We start from the raw sequence: 16,533 nt of genomic DNA on the forward strand, positions 1-16,533 counted from the left end.
TTTCCTAAAAACTGAAATTAAAACGAATAACCTGATGATCAGAACTGTCATTATCGAAGACGAAAAACCAGCTTCCAGAAAACTGGAAAGAATGTTAAGCAATTTTCCTGAAATTGAGGTCGTTGCCAAAATAGAATCTGTGGATGAAGGAGTAGAATGGTTCACGGAAAATGAACACCCCCAGCTGATATTTTCAGACATTGTTTTAGGTGACGGATTGTCTTTCGATATATTTGAAAAAATACCGACCAAAGGTTTTATCATTTATACCACAGCTTTTGATCAGTATACCCTGAAAGCATTTAAATTAAACAGTATAGACTATCTTTTAAAACCTATATTGGAAGAAGACCTTTCGGGAGCTGTGGAGAAATTTAAATCATTTATTCCGGCAGACAATACAACAGGCTCTCAGGATATCAAGCAGCTGATCAAAAAGGAAAAATCTACTCTTTCCAGGGTGCTGGTAAAGATTGGATATAACCTGAAGATTGTGCAGACAGAGGAAATCAGCTGTTTTTTCAGTGAAAACAAAATCGTCTACCTTCAGACACAGGAACGCACTTATCCTTCAGATTTTACATTGGATGAACTGGAAGATATTCTGGAAGAGAAAAAGTTTTTCAGAGTAAACAGGCAGTTTATTATCAATTCTGATTTTATTAAAAACATTCATACCTCACCTTATTACAAAGTGGACCTTGCATTTCAGCCGGACGAAGAAATTACAGTAAGCAGAGATCGCGTCAAAGACTTTAAAGATTGGCTGGTAAGTTAGGATTGGGAAGCCAATACTTTTAATGTGAGGAAAGCTTAGATTTTTAAAGTGTAATGGAAATAATTTCAAGTGCTTACGTGAGTTATTTTCATGTAAATATTTAACCCACTAAAACATAACCATGGACCTTATTATTTTATTTTTTAAGTTTTTTCTTGAGATCTTTTATCCTCAAAGCTGAACTCTTTTATAGGCTCCAAACTATGGATTAAGAGGAGCTTATTGCCCGTAAAAATCACTGGCAGATTTGATAAACTCATGAAAACCAGTGGTAACTTCTTTCTTATTTTTATGAGTGAGCGGGAAGGGCACCATATGAGAATACTCAAAAGGAAAATCCTTGATCTCAACCTCCACATCAATATCTCTATAACCTCCCTGCAACGTGTTCAAAGCTTCAATAGGAGGGGCAACATGATCCTGTTCCAGTACATATACCTTTATCTGTGACTGAAGCTCCCGGATTCTGTCTTCCCTTTCTTTTTGGAAATAATTATATCTGAGCATCTTTTTAAACCAGCTTTCCTGTGGATGTAACTCCTCATTTTGGTAATGCTTTAACCGTTTGTCTGTTTTAAAATCTGAAATTAATAACTCAGTAAAGGCAGACTGGACTTTAATAGAAGACTGAGCATCCATAATATATTTTGAGATCGGAAACATCCTGTCAATCGTCATTCCTCCACAAAAACAAAAAAGCCTGGACTGTGAAAAATAGCCTCCCGGATCAGCCATTTTGATAATCATGGAAAGGAAAGAACCAATAGAATACCCAAATAGGTCTAAGCTGGCATCTGCAGAAATACTATTTATTTTATTGTTTTTAATGTCTTTGATCACTTCGATCATGTCAGAATAAGTCTGTAATCCTGACCAGAAAATTCTTTGCGGATGGGCTTCCAGTCTGGAACTTATTGCCGCATTGACAAAAGAATAATTAGTGTTTTCAGGATATTTTTCTCTCCTGAAGTTGACAATATCTGTCATATGCTGACGGTCACTCCAGATGGGATCAGCACGATTCATGTGGAAGGCGATGGGAAACAGGATAATGGCCTTATGCGTTCGTTGAGCAAGCTCGTAGGCCCAGGGCAGATATTTATCCCACTTCTTTTCATTCAGCCCATGGAAAAAAATAATACTTCCTTTCGCTTTTTTCACATCAGCTCTTTTAAGAATATAATACTCAAAATTTTTGTTGCAGTCTATGTCAAAGTCCTTTGTATCTATCGAAGGCTGATCATACACCAAATATGCTTTCTCATTGATTTCCGGTTGGTGATGGTGTCTTATGCATTCAGAATTGGAAGATCCATACAATAATCCTGAGGCTTTTGATAAGAAAGGAATAGATTCTATGGTCACATTTAAATCCCTTATTTCTGTATACCTTTTTTGGGAATCAAAATGACTTTTCAAAACTTCATATAATTCATAATATTCCATAATAAGATAATTAAGGGTTTATAATTAGAACTATTAATGTATGTAATTATTACTGTAATGCACAGATTTTAAGCATTTAAATGTATTCTTGGCATAGGAGAGACACCTTGTATCAACTTGAATTTCCGAAGGTAGGAAGGTGGTAATTTTTAAACCTGCAATGTTTTATTCAATTATCTGTAATCTATTCTGTTAGCTTCAGTATCTTCAAGCTGTTTTAATATGGTCTCGGGGATCTCATCACTGTCTATCGGAAAACTGATGGAATCCGAAATAAAATTTTTCCGGTCTGCTTTCCTGAAGATTTCAAATAAGGCTATAGGCTCCTGATTAAAACTGATACAGGTGCTGATGAAATGAAGTTCGTGCAGCTTATAGTCCGGATTTTTAAGCTTTTCTTTGATATCTTTTATCCTGGAAACAAAATGCCTCTGACGGATAAAAGTATTGCTGTTCATGATAATAAAAACATAATCCGAATAAGCGGTCACTTTCCCGAAATATTTATGATGGTCACCTCCGCTTCTTTCAATAAAGTATTCTCCCGTGGTTTCGGATTTGTAGATCTCCATGGCGGAGCGCCAGATCCTGTCTTCTTTGGCCAGTAAGGGGTTTTCCGGAAGGTTTCTGTTATAAGAATACCAACAGCCCACCAATCGGTCTAAAAGAGCGGTATTCGGGGCTGCATTATTCATATCAATTTTAAGATCATTAAAATTAAAAGCTTCCGTATTGGAATTAATAAAATCTATATAATTTGAGTAGCCTAAAACCCTGACAATCAAACTTATCTTTGCCAGATTGGGGCGGCTTAGAACAGCGTTTTCGTTGTGGTAATATTTCTTTAATTTATTGATAATCAAGTGTTCATAAAGGTAATTCAACCCTAAGATATCCGGATCTTTTTTTATCTCTTTTTCAGAATAATCACTGATAATGAGGTCATTAATTTCTGCACTAATGTAAGACCATTCCGTTTTGGTAACGTCTTGCCAATGGTTTTTCTTTAAAAATTGCCGGCTTAAGAAGTTCATGAGCTTCTCAAGGTGTAAAATATCTTCTTTTTTCATCTGTTTATTTTCTTTTTAGGTTTCAGATGGAGTTTGGAATTCTGTAAGACTAATTTAAGATTTTTATCGATCCAAATGAGACTATTGGAAGACTTTTATATTTTAAAATCAATAGATATTTGAGTAGAAAAATTAAAATCAAAACAATGGAAACAAAAATGGTATTACAAGACGAGTCTCTTTGGAGCAGGATCCAGGGATTTTGCTTAGACGCCCCTGATGCCGATTTTCCTTTTTCCAAAAAACTGGCAAAAGAAGAAAACTGGACGGTAGATTTTGCCCGGAAAGCAATTGAAGAATATAAAAAATTTGTATATCTCTGCTGTATACTTCCGAATGGGGCTTCCCCAAGCAAAATAGTAGATAAAGTATGGCATATGCATTTGATTTACACTCAAAATTACTGGGAAGAATTTTGTCCTGATATTTTAAAAAGAAATCTTCATCATCACCCTTCAAAAGGAGGAACAAAGGAGATTACAAAACATCGGGATTGGTTTTCAGAAACCCTGAAAAGCTACAAAGAGATTTTCCAGCTGGACGCCCCCTCCGATATCTGGCTTCAGCAAGGAGAAAAGCAAAATTGGAGGAGTTGGTGGAAAAAGCTTCGCTTCATACCGTTACTGGTTATGCTTTCAACATTGTCATCCTGTCTCGGTGAGATTGTCATAACCCTGGGATCCGTGATACTTTCAATCGCTGTCATTTTTATCATCAGCCTCATTGCTACCACATTTCAGGAAAATAAAGCTAAAAACGGCAATGATTCCGGAACCGGTTGTGGAGGAAGCAGCTGTAGCGGGGGAAGCAGTTGTGGAGGAGGAGGTTGCGGAGGCGGTTGTGGTGGCTGCGGAGGATGTGGTGGGTAAGAAATACCAATTAAAACAAGAATTATGAAAAAATACATCATCCATTTAGCTCCGTTTATCATCAGTTTGATATGGCTTGTGGCAGAATGTCAGACTTTTAATCCCATTTTTCTAAAAGGTCCTGAATTTCTAACATTCTACTTAATTCTTTTACTGGGCTTTTATGCTTCCGTTTTTGGACTGAGAGTATTTCAGGAAACAGTTTCAAAAACCACTTTTTATGGCCTGGCTTTCATTTTTGGTTTAGGGATTTTAAAACTGATCAGGGGAATAATGCTGGATAAGCCGATTGGTTTTTTAGTGATGATCCTGGTTCTTGAATGCATTGCAGGAGCAGTATTTATTCCATCTTATTTCAAGAATACACGCAAGTAATTGGCTTTATCCAAAAATAAACCCGAAACAAAATAGCTTCGGGCTTATCTATATTTAGATATTATATATCTTTCTGTTTTTCCTTTGTAGGTTTGTTGCCGTATTTTCGGACCATAATAGAAGTAAGAACCACTAAAATGAGACTTAATGCAATATTTGAATGATCAGGATGTACAATAGCCTGGTATAGATTATAACCAAAAACGGCAGATACTAAAGCGATCAGAATATTGTTTGCATAAGCATACTGGTTTTTTGTAGTCGTTTTCATAGGAATATTTTTTATTGTTATGTACTCAGTAAGTACAACAACTTGATAAACGTTACAGAAAACTTTCAAAAAAAAATCTTTTTCAAAGAATATGACAATATAGTATACATACAGCCACTCATCTCCCTGAAATTTAGATTCCCGATCTCTGCTATGCAATTACGCCACTTCCGATAAGTTCGTCATCAATATACCAGGAGGCAAACTGTCCTTCAGCAATAGCAGACTGAGCTTCCTCAAATTCAATATAAAAAGCATCTTCAAACTGATATAAAGTAGCTTTCTGCAAAGACTGTCTGTATCTGAATCTCGACATAACTTCCATGGATTCCCCATTTTTCAGCTTCATATCTTCACGTACCCAATGCAGTTCAGCATTATCAACTTTTAAAGCCTTTTTGTATAGTCCCGGAAAATGACTTCCTTCGCCTACAAAAATGATATTGTTTTCCATATCTCTCGATACAATAAAACAGCTTTCTTTATGACCACCTATTCCTAGACCTTTACTTTGTCCGATGGTGAAAAACTGTGCTCCCTGATGCTTCCCGATTACTTTTCCGTCAGCTTTTTTATAATCAATCTTTCTCGATAAAAATATAAGCTCTTCCTCTTTGGAAAAAAATTCCGGTATTTCTTCAGAAAACAGAGGTGAATCTTTGAAGATCTCTACGATTTCCCCCTCTTTAGGTTTCAATTGTTGCTGTAAAAACTGAGGAAGACTTACTTTTCCAATAAAACATAATCCCTGAGAATCTTTTTTATCAGCTGTTACCAACCCTATTTCTTTTGCAATCTCTCTTACCTGAGGCTTTGTAAGCTCTCCAATAGGGAACAATGCTTTTGACAGCTGATCCTGGCTCAGCTGACAAAGAAAATAAGACTGATCCTTATTATTGTCTTTTCCTGCTAAAAGATGGAAAATTTCTTTACCGTTTTCGTCAAAAGTGGAATTTACTCTTGCATAATGTCCTGTAGCTACTTTATCAGCACCTAAAGACATCGCTGTTTTCATAAAAACATCGAACTTTACTTCTCTGTTACACAAAACATCAGGATTCGGAGTTCTTCCTTTCTCATATTCCGCAAACATATAATCCACAATACGTTCCTTATACAGCTCGCTCATATCAATCACCTGGAAAGGAATCCCAAGCTTCTGAGCGACCATTAAGGCATCGTTGCTGTCCTCAATCCAGGGACATTCATCTTCTAACGTTACGGAAGCATCATTCCAGTTTCTCATAAATAAAGCCACTACCTCGTGACCTTGTTGTTGTAGCAAATATGCTGTAACACTAGAATCTACACCTCCGGAGAGGCCTACTACTATTTTCATTTTATTTCAATTTTACGAAACTCTTAACGGGAGTTCTTAGTTTGATGCGGCAAAAATACAACTAAAAAAATTCGTAAAAAAACCATAATTTTAAACATTGATAAAAACGATGTTAATATAGAAAACAGTATTAACGAAGTTTCGAACAGCTATATGAAGATGAAAGTGATGAAGTTGTTATATATGACCTTAGACAAAATAAATAGATACATATGAAAAAGTTTATTATTCCATTGATGCTGATATGCTCAGGATCAGTTTTTTCCCAGATTTCAGTCGGGACACCCACTCAGGAAACCAACAGATGGACTTTCGGAGGAGGAATTGGGGTGGGTTTTGGAAGCAACAGTTCTTTTTACCTACAGGCATCGCCAAGAGTAGGGTACAGGCTTACTGAAGATCTTGAAGGGGGAGTTGTAGGGAGTGTTTCATGGCAGACTTCAGATTATTATAAGTCTACGATGTTTGGAGTAGGCCCGTTTGTCAATTACTACTTTGCAAGATCATTTTATCTGGGAGCCAATTTTCAGCATTATTTTATTAATTATAAAGACAAGTACTATGATTATAAATACAATGAAGAAGAAAATGCGCTCTATCTTGGAGGAGGATATATGCAGAGAATAGGCAATAATTCTTTTATGCAGATCGGGCTGATGTATAACGTGCTTTATAAAGAAAACTCGAGTGTATTTTCAAGCGGACTGATTCCTAATATAGGATTTGTGGTGGGGTTATAATACGGTTTGTCCGTCCATATAAGATCCATGGGATATTGGTTATTAAAATAATTTATCAATCGTACCGAAAATAATCACATCAAAAAAGGGGTAATGGACCCTCATAAAAAAATAAAAGCATCGGGAAATTCCCGATGCTTTTTATTGGTATTAAATTATTTATTTAAGATTGAGGAGAAGACTTTTCAGCCGCTGATTTCTTAGGCTTTGGAGTTTTTCCTACTAATCCGTCTTTCGCTTCGTTAAGTTCAAGAACCACGGTTTCTCCTTCGTTCAATTGCTTATTCACAAGCATTTCTGCCAGTAAATCTTCAATATACTTCTGAATAGCACGCTTCAATGGTCTTGCACCGAAATCTTTATCCCATCCTTTTTCAGAAATAAAGTCTTTAGCCTCTTCAGTTAATTCTACTTTATAACCTAATTTTTCAAGTCTGCCATAAAGCTTGTTAAGCTCAATATCAATAATTTTCTTGATATCGTCCTGTACAAGAGAGTTGAAGATAACAATATCATCAATTCTGTTTAAGAATTCCGGAGCAAATGCTTTTTTAAGGGCATTTTCAATGGTACTTCTTGCTCTTGAGTCTGTATTGGTCTTTTTCGCTGAAGTTCCGAATCCCACACCGTCTCCGAAATCTTTAAGATCTCTGGTTCCGATATTGGAAGTAAGGATGATGATCGTATTTCTAAAGTCGATTTTTCGGCCCAAACTATCGGTCACGTGACCCTCATCAAGGATCTGTAACAGAATATTGAATACATCAGGGTGAGCTTTTTCAATCTCATCCAGAAGAACCACAGCATAAGGTTTTCTTCTTACCGCTTCCGTTAATTGACCACCTTCTTCGTATCCCACGTATCCCGGAGGAGCTCCAACCAATCTTGAAACGGCAAATTTTTCCATGTATTCACTCATGTCGATTCGGATCAGAGATTCATCAGATTCGAAAAGCTCTCTTGCCATTACCTTCGCAAGCTCTGTCTTACCAACCCCGGTGGTTCCAAGGAAGATAAAGGTACCGATTGGACGGTTAGGGTCTTTAAGCCCAGCTCTGTTTCTTTGAATAGCCTTCACTACTTTCTTCACAGCATCTTCCTGACCGATCACTTTTCCGTTCAGTTTCTCATCCATCTGAGCTAATTTATCCAGCTCATTTTTGCCCACTTTCGTTACAGGAACACCACTCATCATAGAAACTACTTCCGCTACATTTTCTTCTGTTACGGTTTCCTTCTTCTCTTTTACATCTTTGTCCCATTTTTCCTGTGCTGCATTCAGTTCCATCTGAAGACGTTCCTCCTCATCCTTAAGCTTTCTTGCCTCAAGATAATCCTGAGCTTTTACAGCTTTCTGTTTCATTTCTTTGATATCCTCAATTTTCTTTTCAAAATCAATGATCTCAGTAGGAACTTTCATGTTCTTAATATAAACACGGGAACCGGCTTCGTCCATAGCATCAATTGCTTTGTCCGGTAAAAAACGGTCTGTAATATATCTTGATGTCAAATTGACACACGCCAAAATCGCCTCAGGAGTATAAATGACATTGTGGTGCTCTTCATACTTATCTTTGATTTGGTTTAGAATCTGAATAGTTTCATCAATAGAAGTAGGTTCCACCATTACTTTCTGGAATCTTCTCTCTAATGCTCCGTCTTTTTCAATATACTGACGGTATTCATCCAGAGTAGTCGCTCCTATGCATTGAATCTCTCCTCGTGCCAAAGCCGGTTTAAACATATTGGAGGCATCTAAACTTCCTGTAGAACTCCCTGCACCTACAATGGTGTGAAGCTCATCAATGAATAAGATGACATCTCTGTTTTTCTCCAGCTCAGTCATAATTGCCTTCATTCTTTCTTCAAACTGACCACGGTATTTTGTTCCGGCCACTAAACTTGCCAGATCCAAAGTGATCACACGTTTTCCGTAAAGAACCCTAGACACTTTTTTCTGCTGAATTCTTAAAGCCAGTCCTTCCGCAATAGCAGATTTACCAACTCCCGGCTCCCCAATAAGAAGCGGGTTGTTCTTCTTTCTTCGTGATAAGATTTGAGAAACCCTCTCAATTTCTTTTTCACGACCTATTACAGGATCTAATTTTCCATCTCTAGCCAAAGAAGTTAAGTCTCTACCAAAGTTATCCAATGTAGGCGTTTTACTTTTTGCAGAACCTAAGTTTCCTGTAGGCTTTCTCATCTGCTCAAATTCCTCTCTTTCATCATCGTCATCATAAGCACTCATCTGTGGTGACTGCCCGGAATTTTTAAGCATAGTCTGGTACTCTCTTGAAACACCCTCATAGTCGATGTCATAAGCCCCTAGAATATTTGAAGTAGGATCCTCATATTTATAAAGAATGCCTAAAAGCAGGTGAACGGTATTAATTTCATTGCTTTTATACTGTCTGCATTCTAACTCTGCACGTTTAATGGCATGATCTGCCATCTTGGTGAAAGAAATATTGGTAACCTCCTCAGAAATAGGATTTAGACTTGCTGTATTTAGAGTTTCAATTTTTCTTCTGATTTGTGTTAAATCCGCATTAAGGTTTTGAAGGATTTCTTTTGCAGAGTTTTCCGTTTTTATAATACCTAAAAGTAGATGTTCTGTATTGAGAAATTCACTTTTCAGCCTTTTAGCTTCGCTTTTGCTTTGTTTGAACACTTGGCTCAAACCTTGTGAAAACTTATAATCCATAATATATCTCATTAGAATAAAAGCAACGTTGCTTTTTATTCATTATCTAAATTACAAATATTTTACCAAAAATCAATTAATGACTTTATGGCAGAAAAAATTTTATTATCTTATTGAAAATGATTAAGTTTGTTATTCGTAAAAAATCCCCATGAATCCTGAGATTACTACTTATATTGGCTATTCTGCTTCCGTTTTTATCGTATTGAGTTTCATACTGAAAGATGTAAGAAAAATCAGAGTCGTTAATATGATTGGCTGTATTTGCTTTGTCATTTATGGTATCTACAACGGAATGCTTTGGCCGGTAATCATTCCAAACGGACTTATTTGCTTTATTCAGGTCTATCATTTATTGCTAGGGAAGAAAAGCTGATGAGAAAAAATATCATTATATCTGCTTTCAGTAATTTATATACAGATCAGCGCATTGAAAAAGTATGCAGAACCTTGTATGAAAATGAATATCAGATAGACTTGATAGGGAATGACTGGAATGGAGCAGGGAAAATGGAACGTCCATATCCTTTCTCCAGAATTCATCTGGCTTCAAAAAGCTTAAAAACGGCTTACTTTGAATTCAACTGGAAATTGTACCATCAGCTAAAGAAAAAAGCAGATCAGAATACAATTCTTTATGCTAATGATGTTGACGCTTTACTCCCCAACTACCTTGTTTCTCAGAAATTAAATATTCCATTGATTTTTGACAGTCATGAAATTTTTTCGGAAATGCCTGCCGTTCAAGGTAAAATGTCACAAAAACTATGGCGGTATTTGGAAAATACAATTATTCCAAAGCTGGAATTCATGATGACGGCAAGCGGAAGCTACGCCCAATGGTTCCAAAAGAAATATGGGATACATCCTGTAGTGCTCCAAAATGCCCCCAGGAGAATAATGTTTGATGTTGAAATTCCTGAAAATAATCCCAAAATGCTTTTGTATCAGGGAGCACTCAATCCTTTTCGGGGAATAGATAAAGTGATTCTTGCCATGCACCATCTTGACGATGTGGTATTGAGCATTGCAGGAGACGGACCAAAGAAGATGGAATATGAAAACCTTGTCGCTACAGAAAACCTTCAGCATAAAGTACAGTTTCTTGGAAAATTAATCCCTGAGGAGCTGAGAAATATTACGGTAAAGGCAGACTGCGGAATGAGTATCGAAGAAAATGGGGGAGACAGCTACCTCTATTCACTGCCCAATAAAATTCTGGATTGCATTCAGTCTCGGGTTCCTTTAATTATGTCAGATTTTCCGGAAATGCAAAATATTAAAAATCAATTTGATATAGGGGAGATGATAAAAAGCCATCATCCTGAACATATTGCCGATGCCATAAAAAAGGTTTTAAATAAAGGCAGAATCAATTACCAGCAGGAACTTGAAAGGGCTTCAGAAGCATTGTGTTGGGAAAATGAAGAAATAAAACTACTTAACGTCATCCAAAAAGCTGCTCAATAATTTTTTTAAATCATTGAATTTATCCTATTTAATTTTATATTTTTATCATATACAGCAATGATTTATTGATCAGATGCAATGAAAATTGAATTAGAAAATTAAAAGTCTAAAATTAATTATCTTTGCACAAAGAAATTGGATTAAAAATGACCATTAAAGAAAAACAGCAGGAAATTATCGACGAATTTGCGTTTCTTGAAGATTGGGAGCAGAAATATGAGTATATCATCGACCTTGGTAAAGAATTAAAAGGGCTTTCAGAAGATAAGAAAACAGATGACAACCTTATTAAAGGCTGTCAGAGTAAAGTGTGGATTGATGCTGAGTTTAAAGAAGGAAAACTTTTCTTTAATGCAGACTCTGACGGGATATTACCCAAAGGAATTGTTTCTCTCTTAGTCAGTATTTACAGTGGCCATTCTACCCAGGAAATTTTAGATTCAGATTTTGAATTTATTTCAGAAATAGGATTACAGGAATTCCTTTCCCCGTCAAGAGCCAACGGATTGATGGCAATGACCAAACAAATCAAATTTTACGCTGTTGCTTATCAATTGAAATCATAACCGTGACCAGAATTTTAGCATATCGTTTTTCTGCATTTGGAGATGTTGCCATGACGGCACCTGTTTTCAGAGAGTTTCTGGAGCAAAATCCTGATGTGGAAATTATTATGGTTTCCAGGAAGAATTTTGAAGCTTTATTTGCGGGGATTCCGAATGTGATATTTAAAGGAATTGATCTGGATGATTATAAAGGTTTTTTTGGATTAAGAAGATTAAGCAATGAGCTGATCAAGGAATTTCATCCGGATTTTATTGCCAATCTTCATGATGTGATCAGGACTAAAGTCTTAGATAAATTTTATGCAAGGAGAGGACTGAAAGTCTTTAAAATAGATAAAGGAAAAGAGGAAAAAGAACACCTTACTGATGTTTGGAATCTCAATAAAGTACAGCTGAAAAAAACAGTGGAGCGGTATGCTGATGTATTCCGGGCAATGGGCTTTCAGGTGACACTTTCTCAAAAACTGAGACCTCTTTCCGAAAATAAATCGGGGATAGGCTTTGCTCCTTTCGCTCAGCATAAAGGGAAAATGCTTCCTTTGGAGAAATCATTTGAACTGGCTAGAATACTCGCAAAGAAAAATACTGTCTATTTTTTCGGGGGAGGGAAGAAGGAAACAGAGACCCTTGAAAACTGGGAAAGCCAGATCCCCAATACAAAAAGCCTTTCCGGGAAGCTGAGCCTTACGGAAGAACTTCATAAAATAGCAGAGCTGGAAGTGATGATTTCCATGGATTCCGCCAATATGCACCTGGCAAGTCTTGTGGGGACAAGGTGTGTTTCCATATGGGGGGCAACGCATCCTTACGCCGGATTTTTAGGATTTGGACAGCGTGAAGAAGATGTGGTTCAGGTAAAAGATCTTACCTGCAGACCTTGTTCTGTTTTTGGCGACAAAGAATGCTACAGGGGAGACTGGGCATGTCTTGAAGAATTCAATATTCAAAAAGTGATAGAGAAAATCTGATGCCATGGAGCTTTCAATCTGTATTCCTATATTTAATTTTGATGTCCGTGAACTGATCGCTGGTTTAAAAAAAGAAATTGAGATCAATGGTATTGATGCGGAGATCATCTTGATTGATGATGCTTCAGATCTTTCATTTAACCAGATGAATGCTTCTCTTCAGGATAATGTTCAACATTTGATTTTTCTGGAAGAAAATATTGGGAGATCCAAAATCCGAAATCTTTTTCTGCAATATGCCCGTGGAAAGTACCTGTTGTTTTTAGACTGTGATGTAAAGATCGATAGCGAAAAATTTCTTCAGAACTATTTGTCCAATATAAAACAGCGGCCAGATATAGAATTAATATATGGCAATTTTAAAATTGCAACTCAGTATGCTGCTACTCTCAGAAACAGATACTCTGTAGAAAGAGAGATCTTTTCGGGAGCTCAGTCCACTGATTTTTCATTGTTTAAAACCGTAAACTTTATCATCAAAAAAAATGTTTTCGAGAAATTTCCTTTTAATGAAGAGCTGACGGATTATGGCTATGAAGATTTTATTTTTGCCAAACTTCTTGAGCTGAATAAAGTAAAGTTTCTGGCAATTAACAACCCTGTCATTCATTTTGATGATACCACTAATGGAGTTTTTCTGAGAAAAGCAGAAATAGGCATGAATTCTTTATTCAAGCTTTCAGAAAGTGGCCAAAATAATGTTTTTATAAAAGATATCAAGGTATATAAGGTCGCAATGAAATTAAGGCAATTAAAGCTGTCTTCTCTGTTTCTCTTTGCCTATGGAATTTTTGAAGATAGTATAAAAAAGAATCTTCTTTCGGAACACCCACATATGAAGTGTTTTGATTTTTATAAGCTGGGTGTTCTGATCAGGAAAATGAAATAATTTTTTTACGCTATAAAACAAAAAAAAACTCTCAATTTCTTGAGAGTTTTTGTGGGCCCTGAGGGATTCGAACCCCCGACCCTCTGGGTGTAAACCAGATGCTCTGAACCAACTGAGCTAAGAGCCCTGAAATTTTTTGAAAGGCTTCAGTATCCTTTTTGTGGGCCCTGAGGGATTCGAACCCCCGACCCTCTGGGTGTAAACCAGATGCTCTGAACCAACTGAGCTAAGAGCCCCTATAACTTGTTTCCTCGTTTAGAGTGGTGCAAATATACGACTTATTTAGAAATCTCCAAATTTTTTTCTAAAAATTCTCCCACAACAAAGTTACTTCCGCCGATAAAAATCATATCTTCATTTGTATATCGCTCTTTTGCAGAAAGATAGGCTTCCTGTACAGAATTAAAAATTTTATAAAAAATTTTTGCCTCACGAAGTAGATTTTCATAATCTTCGGGATGTCTTCCCCTACTGATAGATGGTTTTGCAAAATAAAACTCAGAATTTTCAGGAAGTAAATCCATCACTTCATCTATTTTTTTATCGTTCACAAACCCCAAAATAACATGCTTATGCCTGTCTATAGAATTCAATTGTGAAAAAACATACTCCAAACCTGCCTGATTATGTCCCGTATCACAAATAGTAAGCGGATTTTTTGAAAATTCAAACCAACGGCCAATGAACCCCGTATTTTGATGGACATTCAGTAGCCCTTTTTCAATGGCTTTGTCAGAAATCTCAATACTTAATTTTCTTAATTCTTCAATCATCGCTAATACCACCCGGATATTCTTCTGTTGGTAGTTTCCTTTTAAGTCTGAGGTAAGGGTAGTGTGAAATAATGTTGAATCTATAAAAGGAGCGTTTTCTTGGGCTGCTTTTTTGCTGATGATATTTTTTACCACTTCATTTTCGTCACCGGAAATAATGGGGGTATTAGGCTTAATAATCCCTGCTTTTTCTCCTGCTATATCTTCAATAGTATCTCCCAATATATTTTGATGGTCCAGTTGAACATTCGTTATAGCTGAAATCAATGGACGGATAATATTGGTTGAATCCAGTCTTCCTCCTAATCCTACTTCAATAATGGCAAAATCCACCTGTTGCTGGGCAAAATATTCAAATGCCATAATGGTCGTAAACTCAAAAAATGAGGGGCGGATATCTTCAGGTAAATTTTTAAGCTTTTGTATAAAATCAAAAACAAATTCCTTATCGCAGTTTTTACCATTGATCTTGATACGTTCTGTGAAGTCGATAAGGTGAGGAGAATTGTATAATCCGATGGTATATCCTGCCTCCTGCAGTACAGAAGCCAGCATATTGCTTGAAGAGCCCTTGCCGTTTGTCCCTCCGATATGGATGCATTTTATCTTCTCCTGAGGGTTTTCAAAAAAAGCACAAAGTTTAATAATATTATCCAGTCCCGGTTTATAAGCTTTCTGCCCATCTGTCTGATAGTTGGGCATCTGTACGAAAAGCCAGTCTATAGCTTCCTGGTATTGTTCATGTGTCATGGTACAAAATTCTCAAAAGTTTTATTAAAATGAAACAATAATTTTTTCAATCTGTAACTTTTTTATATTTAGTTCGTCTAATAGGGAAAAATCTTAATATGAAATCGTTGTGATTTACAAATTACAGTTCTGATGAAGATGACACGATTCCATATGACCATTAAGAACAAATAAACATATACATATGAAAAAAGTTTGGATTATCGTTTTTGGATTAGGCTGTTTGGGATTGAACGCTCAAAAGAAATGGTCCTTAAAAGAATGTGTAAGCTATGCAGTGGAGCATAATCTTCAGGTTATCCAAAATCAATATAACAAACAATCACAGGATGCCAATCTTAAAATTGCCAAAAATGGATATCTACCATCCGTTTCAGGAAGTTTTGGAAATACCGTCAGTTTTGGACAGACATCTTTTGGTACCGGGAGTTTAAGGAATGACAGATTCAGTAATAATGCTAGTATTGGAGCTGATATTTTGGTATACAATAATGGGAGACTGGAAAAGACTGTCAGAAAAAGCCAGTTTGATGTAGAGGCAAGTCTTTATGATGTAGAGGCTATAAAAAATGATATTTCTTTACAGATAGCACAGCAATATTTAACGACATTGCTGAATAAGGAAATTGTAAAAATTTCTGAAAGTGCTGTAATTAATGCTCAAAAACAATTCGACAGAGCAAAAATAACGACGACTGTAGGAACAACAGCACAAACCGTTCTGGCAGAAGCTGAAGCTGCGTTGGCCAGAGAAAAACAAAATTTAAAAACAGCACAGGTAAATGTAGGGCGAAGCTTATTCGCTTTAGTTCAGCTTTTACAGCTGTCTGAGTATAAAGACTTTGATGTTGAAGATGTCACTGTTCCGGATCAGTTGGCCCCTGAGCTGAAATCTGTAGATGAAGTTTTATCTATAGCTTATGAGTCTCAGCCTCTTATAAAAGCAGCGGAAAGCAGGGTAAATTCTGCAGAGGCTCAAACAGAGGTTTCCAAGACTGCTTTTTGGCCTACTGTAACAGCAAACGTTGGAATAGGAACTTTCTATAATAATCTTTTGAATACGGATAATGTAGGAAACGAATTTGTTTACATTAAGGAAAAAGGATTTTTTGAACAGTATAAAGATAACTTTGGACAACAGGGAGGAGTTTCTGTAAATATTCCTATTTTTAATAAAGGAATAACAAAACTACAGGTACAGCAATCTAAAATAAATGAAAGTATTGCTAAAAATACACTGGAGCAACAAAAACAAACGATAAGACAGAATATACAGAAAGCACAGTTTGATGCCGATGCCAATTACGAAAACTATCTGGCAGCGGTAGAGGCAGAGAAAAGTTCAAAGCTGGCTCTGGATTTTGCCGATAAGAGCTATGCTGCAGGTAGATCAACCATTTATGACGTAAATGTTGCAAGAAATAATTATGCAAATGCACAGGGATCAGTAGCGCAGGCGAAATATAATTATCTTTTCAGCCTTAAACTGTTGAATTTCTATGCAGGAATTCCATTAAGTTTGTAA

The 16,533-nt window shown here is 36.4% G+C and carries 16 protein-coding genes and 2 tRNA genes; 10 read left to right on the forward strand and 8 right to left on the reverse strand.

Annotated features, from left to right (window positions below; all coding sequences use genetic code 11):
* Window positions 1-34: 34 nt before the first annotated feature.
* On the forward strand, window positions 35-778 hold the full coding sequence (locus tag JML65_RS20700) for a LytR/AlgR family response regulator transcription factor (RefSeq protein ID WP_081988886.1): 744 nt from the start codon (window positions 35-37) through the stop codon (window positions 776-778).
* Window positions 779-997: 219 nt separating this feature from the next.
* On the opposite strand, the gene JML65_RS20705 is transcribed toward JML65_RS20700, so the two are convergent.
* Window positions 998-2,224, reverse strand: coding sequence for a DUF6051 family protein (locus tag JML65_RS20705; RefSeq protein WP_202271961.1), 1,227 nt, complete (start codon window positions 2,222-2,224; stop codon window positions 998-1,000).
* Window positions 2,225-2,397: 173 nt separating this feature from the next.
* Entirely contained in the window at window positions 2,398-3,294 is an 897-nt protein-coding gene (locus JML65_RS20710) for a hypothetical protein (RefSeq protein ID WP_202271963.1), read from the reverse strand.
* Window positions 3,295-3,440: 146 nt separating this feature from the next.
* On the opposite strand from JML65_RS20710, the gene JML65_RS20715 reads away from it, so the two are divergent.
* Entirely contained in the window at window positions 3,441-4,163 is a 723-nt protein-coding gene (locus JML65_RS20715; RefSeq protein WP_202271965.1) for a glycine-rich domain-containing protein, read from the forward strand.
* Window positions 4,164-4,187: 24 nt separating this feature from the next.
* Window positions 4,188-4,538, forward strand: coding sequence for a hypothetical protein (locus JML65_RS20720; RefSeq protein ID WP_115919412.1), 351 nt, complete (start codon window positions 4,188-4,190; stop codon window positions 4,536-4,538).
* 61 nt (window positions 4,539-4,599) lie between these two features.
* On the opposite strand, the gene JML65_RS20725 is transcribed toward JML65_RS20720, so the two are convergent.
* A complete protein-coding gene (locus JML65_RS20725) occupies window positions 4,600-4,809 on the reverse strand; it encodes a hypothetical protein (RefSeq protein ID WP_084086617.1) in 210 nt (69 codons plus the stop codon).
* A 151-nt stretch (window positions 4,810-4,960) separates the two neighbouring features.
* Window positions 4,961-6,148 (reverse strand): tRNA 2-thiouridine(34) synthase MnmA, encoded by a 1,188-nt coding sequence (gene mnmA / locus JML65_RS20730; RefSeq protein ID WP_202271967.1) that lies wholly within the window; start codon window positions 6,146-6,148, stop codon window positions 4,961-4,963.
* Window positions 6,149-6,360: 212 nt separating this feature from the next.
* Here mnmA and JML65_RS20735 point away from each other — a divergent pair, with 212 nt between their 5' ends.
* Window positions 6,361-6,888: a hypothetical protein gene (locus JML65_RS20735; protein ID WP_052188446.1), complete on the forward strand. Its 528-nt coding sequence runs from the start codon at window positions 6,361-6,363 to the stop codon at window positions 6,886-6,888.
* A 163-nt stretch (window positions 6,889-7,051) separates the two neighbouring features.
* On the opposite strand, the gene JML65_RS20740 is transcribed toward JML65_RS20735, so the two are convergent.
* The gene (locus JML65_RS20740; RefSeq protein ID WP_047485035.1) at window positions 7,052-9,592 is read right to left on the reverse strand and encodes an ATP-dependent Clp protease ATP-binding subunit; all 2,541 of its coding nucleotides are present in this window, start codon (window positions 9,590-9,592) and stop codon (window positions 7,052-7,054) included.
* A gap of 151 nt (window positions 9,593-9,743) precedes the next feature.
* On the opposite strand from JML65_RS20740, the gene JML65_RS20745 reads away from it, so the two are divergent.
* The 5 genes from JML65_RS20745 (at window position 9,744) to JML65_RS20765 (ending at window position 13,485) form a co-directional block, all read left to right on the forward strand.
* Window positions 9,744-9,968, forward strand: a complete 225-nt coding sequence (locus tag JML65_RS20745) for a hypothetical protein (RefSeq protein ID WP_047484419.1) — start codon at window positions 9,744-9,746, stop codon at window positions 9,966-9,968.
* Window positions 9,968-11,062, forward strand: a complete 1,095-nt coding sequence (locus JML65_RS20750) for a glycosyltransferase (protein ID WP_202271969.1) — start codon at window positions 9,968-9,970, stop codon at window positions 11,060-11,062. Before JML65_RS20745 ends, JML65_RS20750 begins: the two co-directional genes overlap by 1 nt.
* A gap of 146 nt (window positions 11,063-11,208) precedes the next feature.
* Entirely contained in the window at window positions 11,209-11,628 is a 420-nt protein-coding gene (locus JML65_RS20755; protein ID WP_047484421.1) for a SufE family protein, read from the forward strand.
* A gap of 2 nt (window positions 11,629-11,630) precedes the next feature.
* Entirely contained in the window at window positions 11,631-12,596 is a 966-nt protein-coding gene (locus JML65_RS20760; protein WP_309946156.1) for a glycosyltransferase family 9 protein, read from the forward strand.
* Between the two features lie 4 nt (window positions 12,597-12,600).
* Complete coding sequence (locus JML65_RS20765; protein ID WP_202271971.1) at window positions 12,601-13,485, forward strand: glycosyltransferase family 2 protein; 885 nt, start codon at window positions 12,601-12,603, stop codon at window positions 13,483-13,485.
* Between the two features lie 52 nt (window positions 13,486-13,537).
* Here the strand turns inward: JML65_RS20765 and JML65_RS20770 are convergent.
* The 3 genes from JML65_RS20770 to JML65_RS20780 all read right to left on the reverse strand — a co-directional run bounded on the left by JML65_RS20770 (window position 13,538) and on the right by JML65_RS20780 (window position 15,008).
* Window positions 13,538-13,612, reverse strand: a tRNA-Val gene (locus tag JML65_RS20770).
* 34 nt (window positions 13,613-13,646) lie between these two features.
* Window positions 13,647-13,721 (reverse strand) — tRNA-Val (locus JML65_RS20775).
* A gap of 42 nt (window positions 13,722-13,763) precedes the next feature.
* The gene (locus JML65_RS20780; RefSeq protein WP_202271973.1) at window positions 13,764-15,008 is read right to left on the reverse strand and encodes a bifunctional folylpolyglutamate synthase/dihydrofolate synthase; all 1,245 of its coding nucleotides are present in this window, start codon (window positions 15,006-15,008) and stop codon (window positions 13,764-13,766) included.
* Window positions 15,009-15,192: 184 nt separating this feature from the next.
* On the opposite strand from JML65_RS20780, the gene JML65_RS20785 reads away from it, so the two are divergent.
* Complete coding sequence (locus JML65_RS20785; protein WP_115919400.1) at window positions 15,193-16,533, forward strand: TolC family protein; 1,341 nt, start codon at window positions 15,193-15,195, stop codon at window positions 16,531-16,533.

The organism is Chryseobacterium sp. KMC2, from assembly GCF_016756935.1.
GTDB classification, from domain to species: Bacteria; Bacteroidota; Bacteroidia; order Flavobacteriales; family Weeksellaceae; genus Chryseobacterium; species Chryseobacterium rhizosphaerae.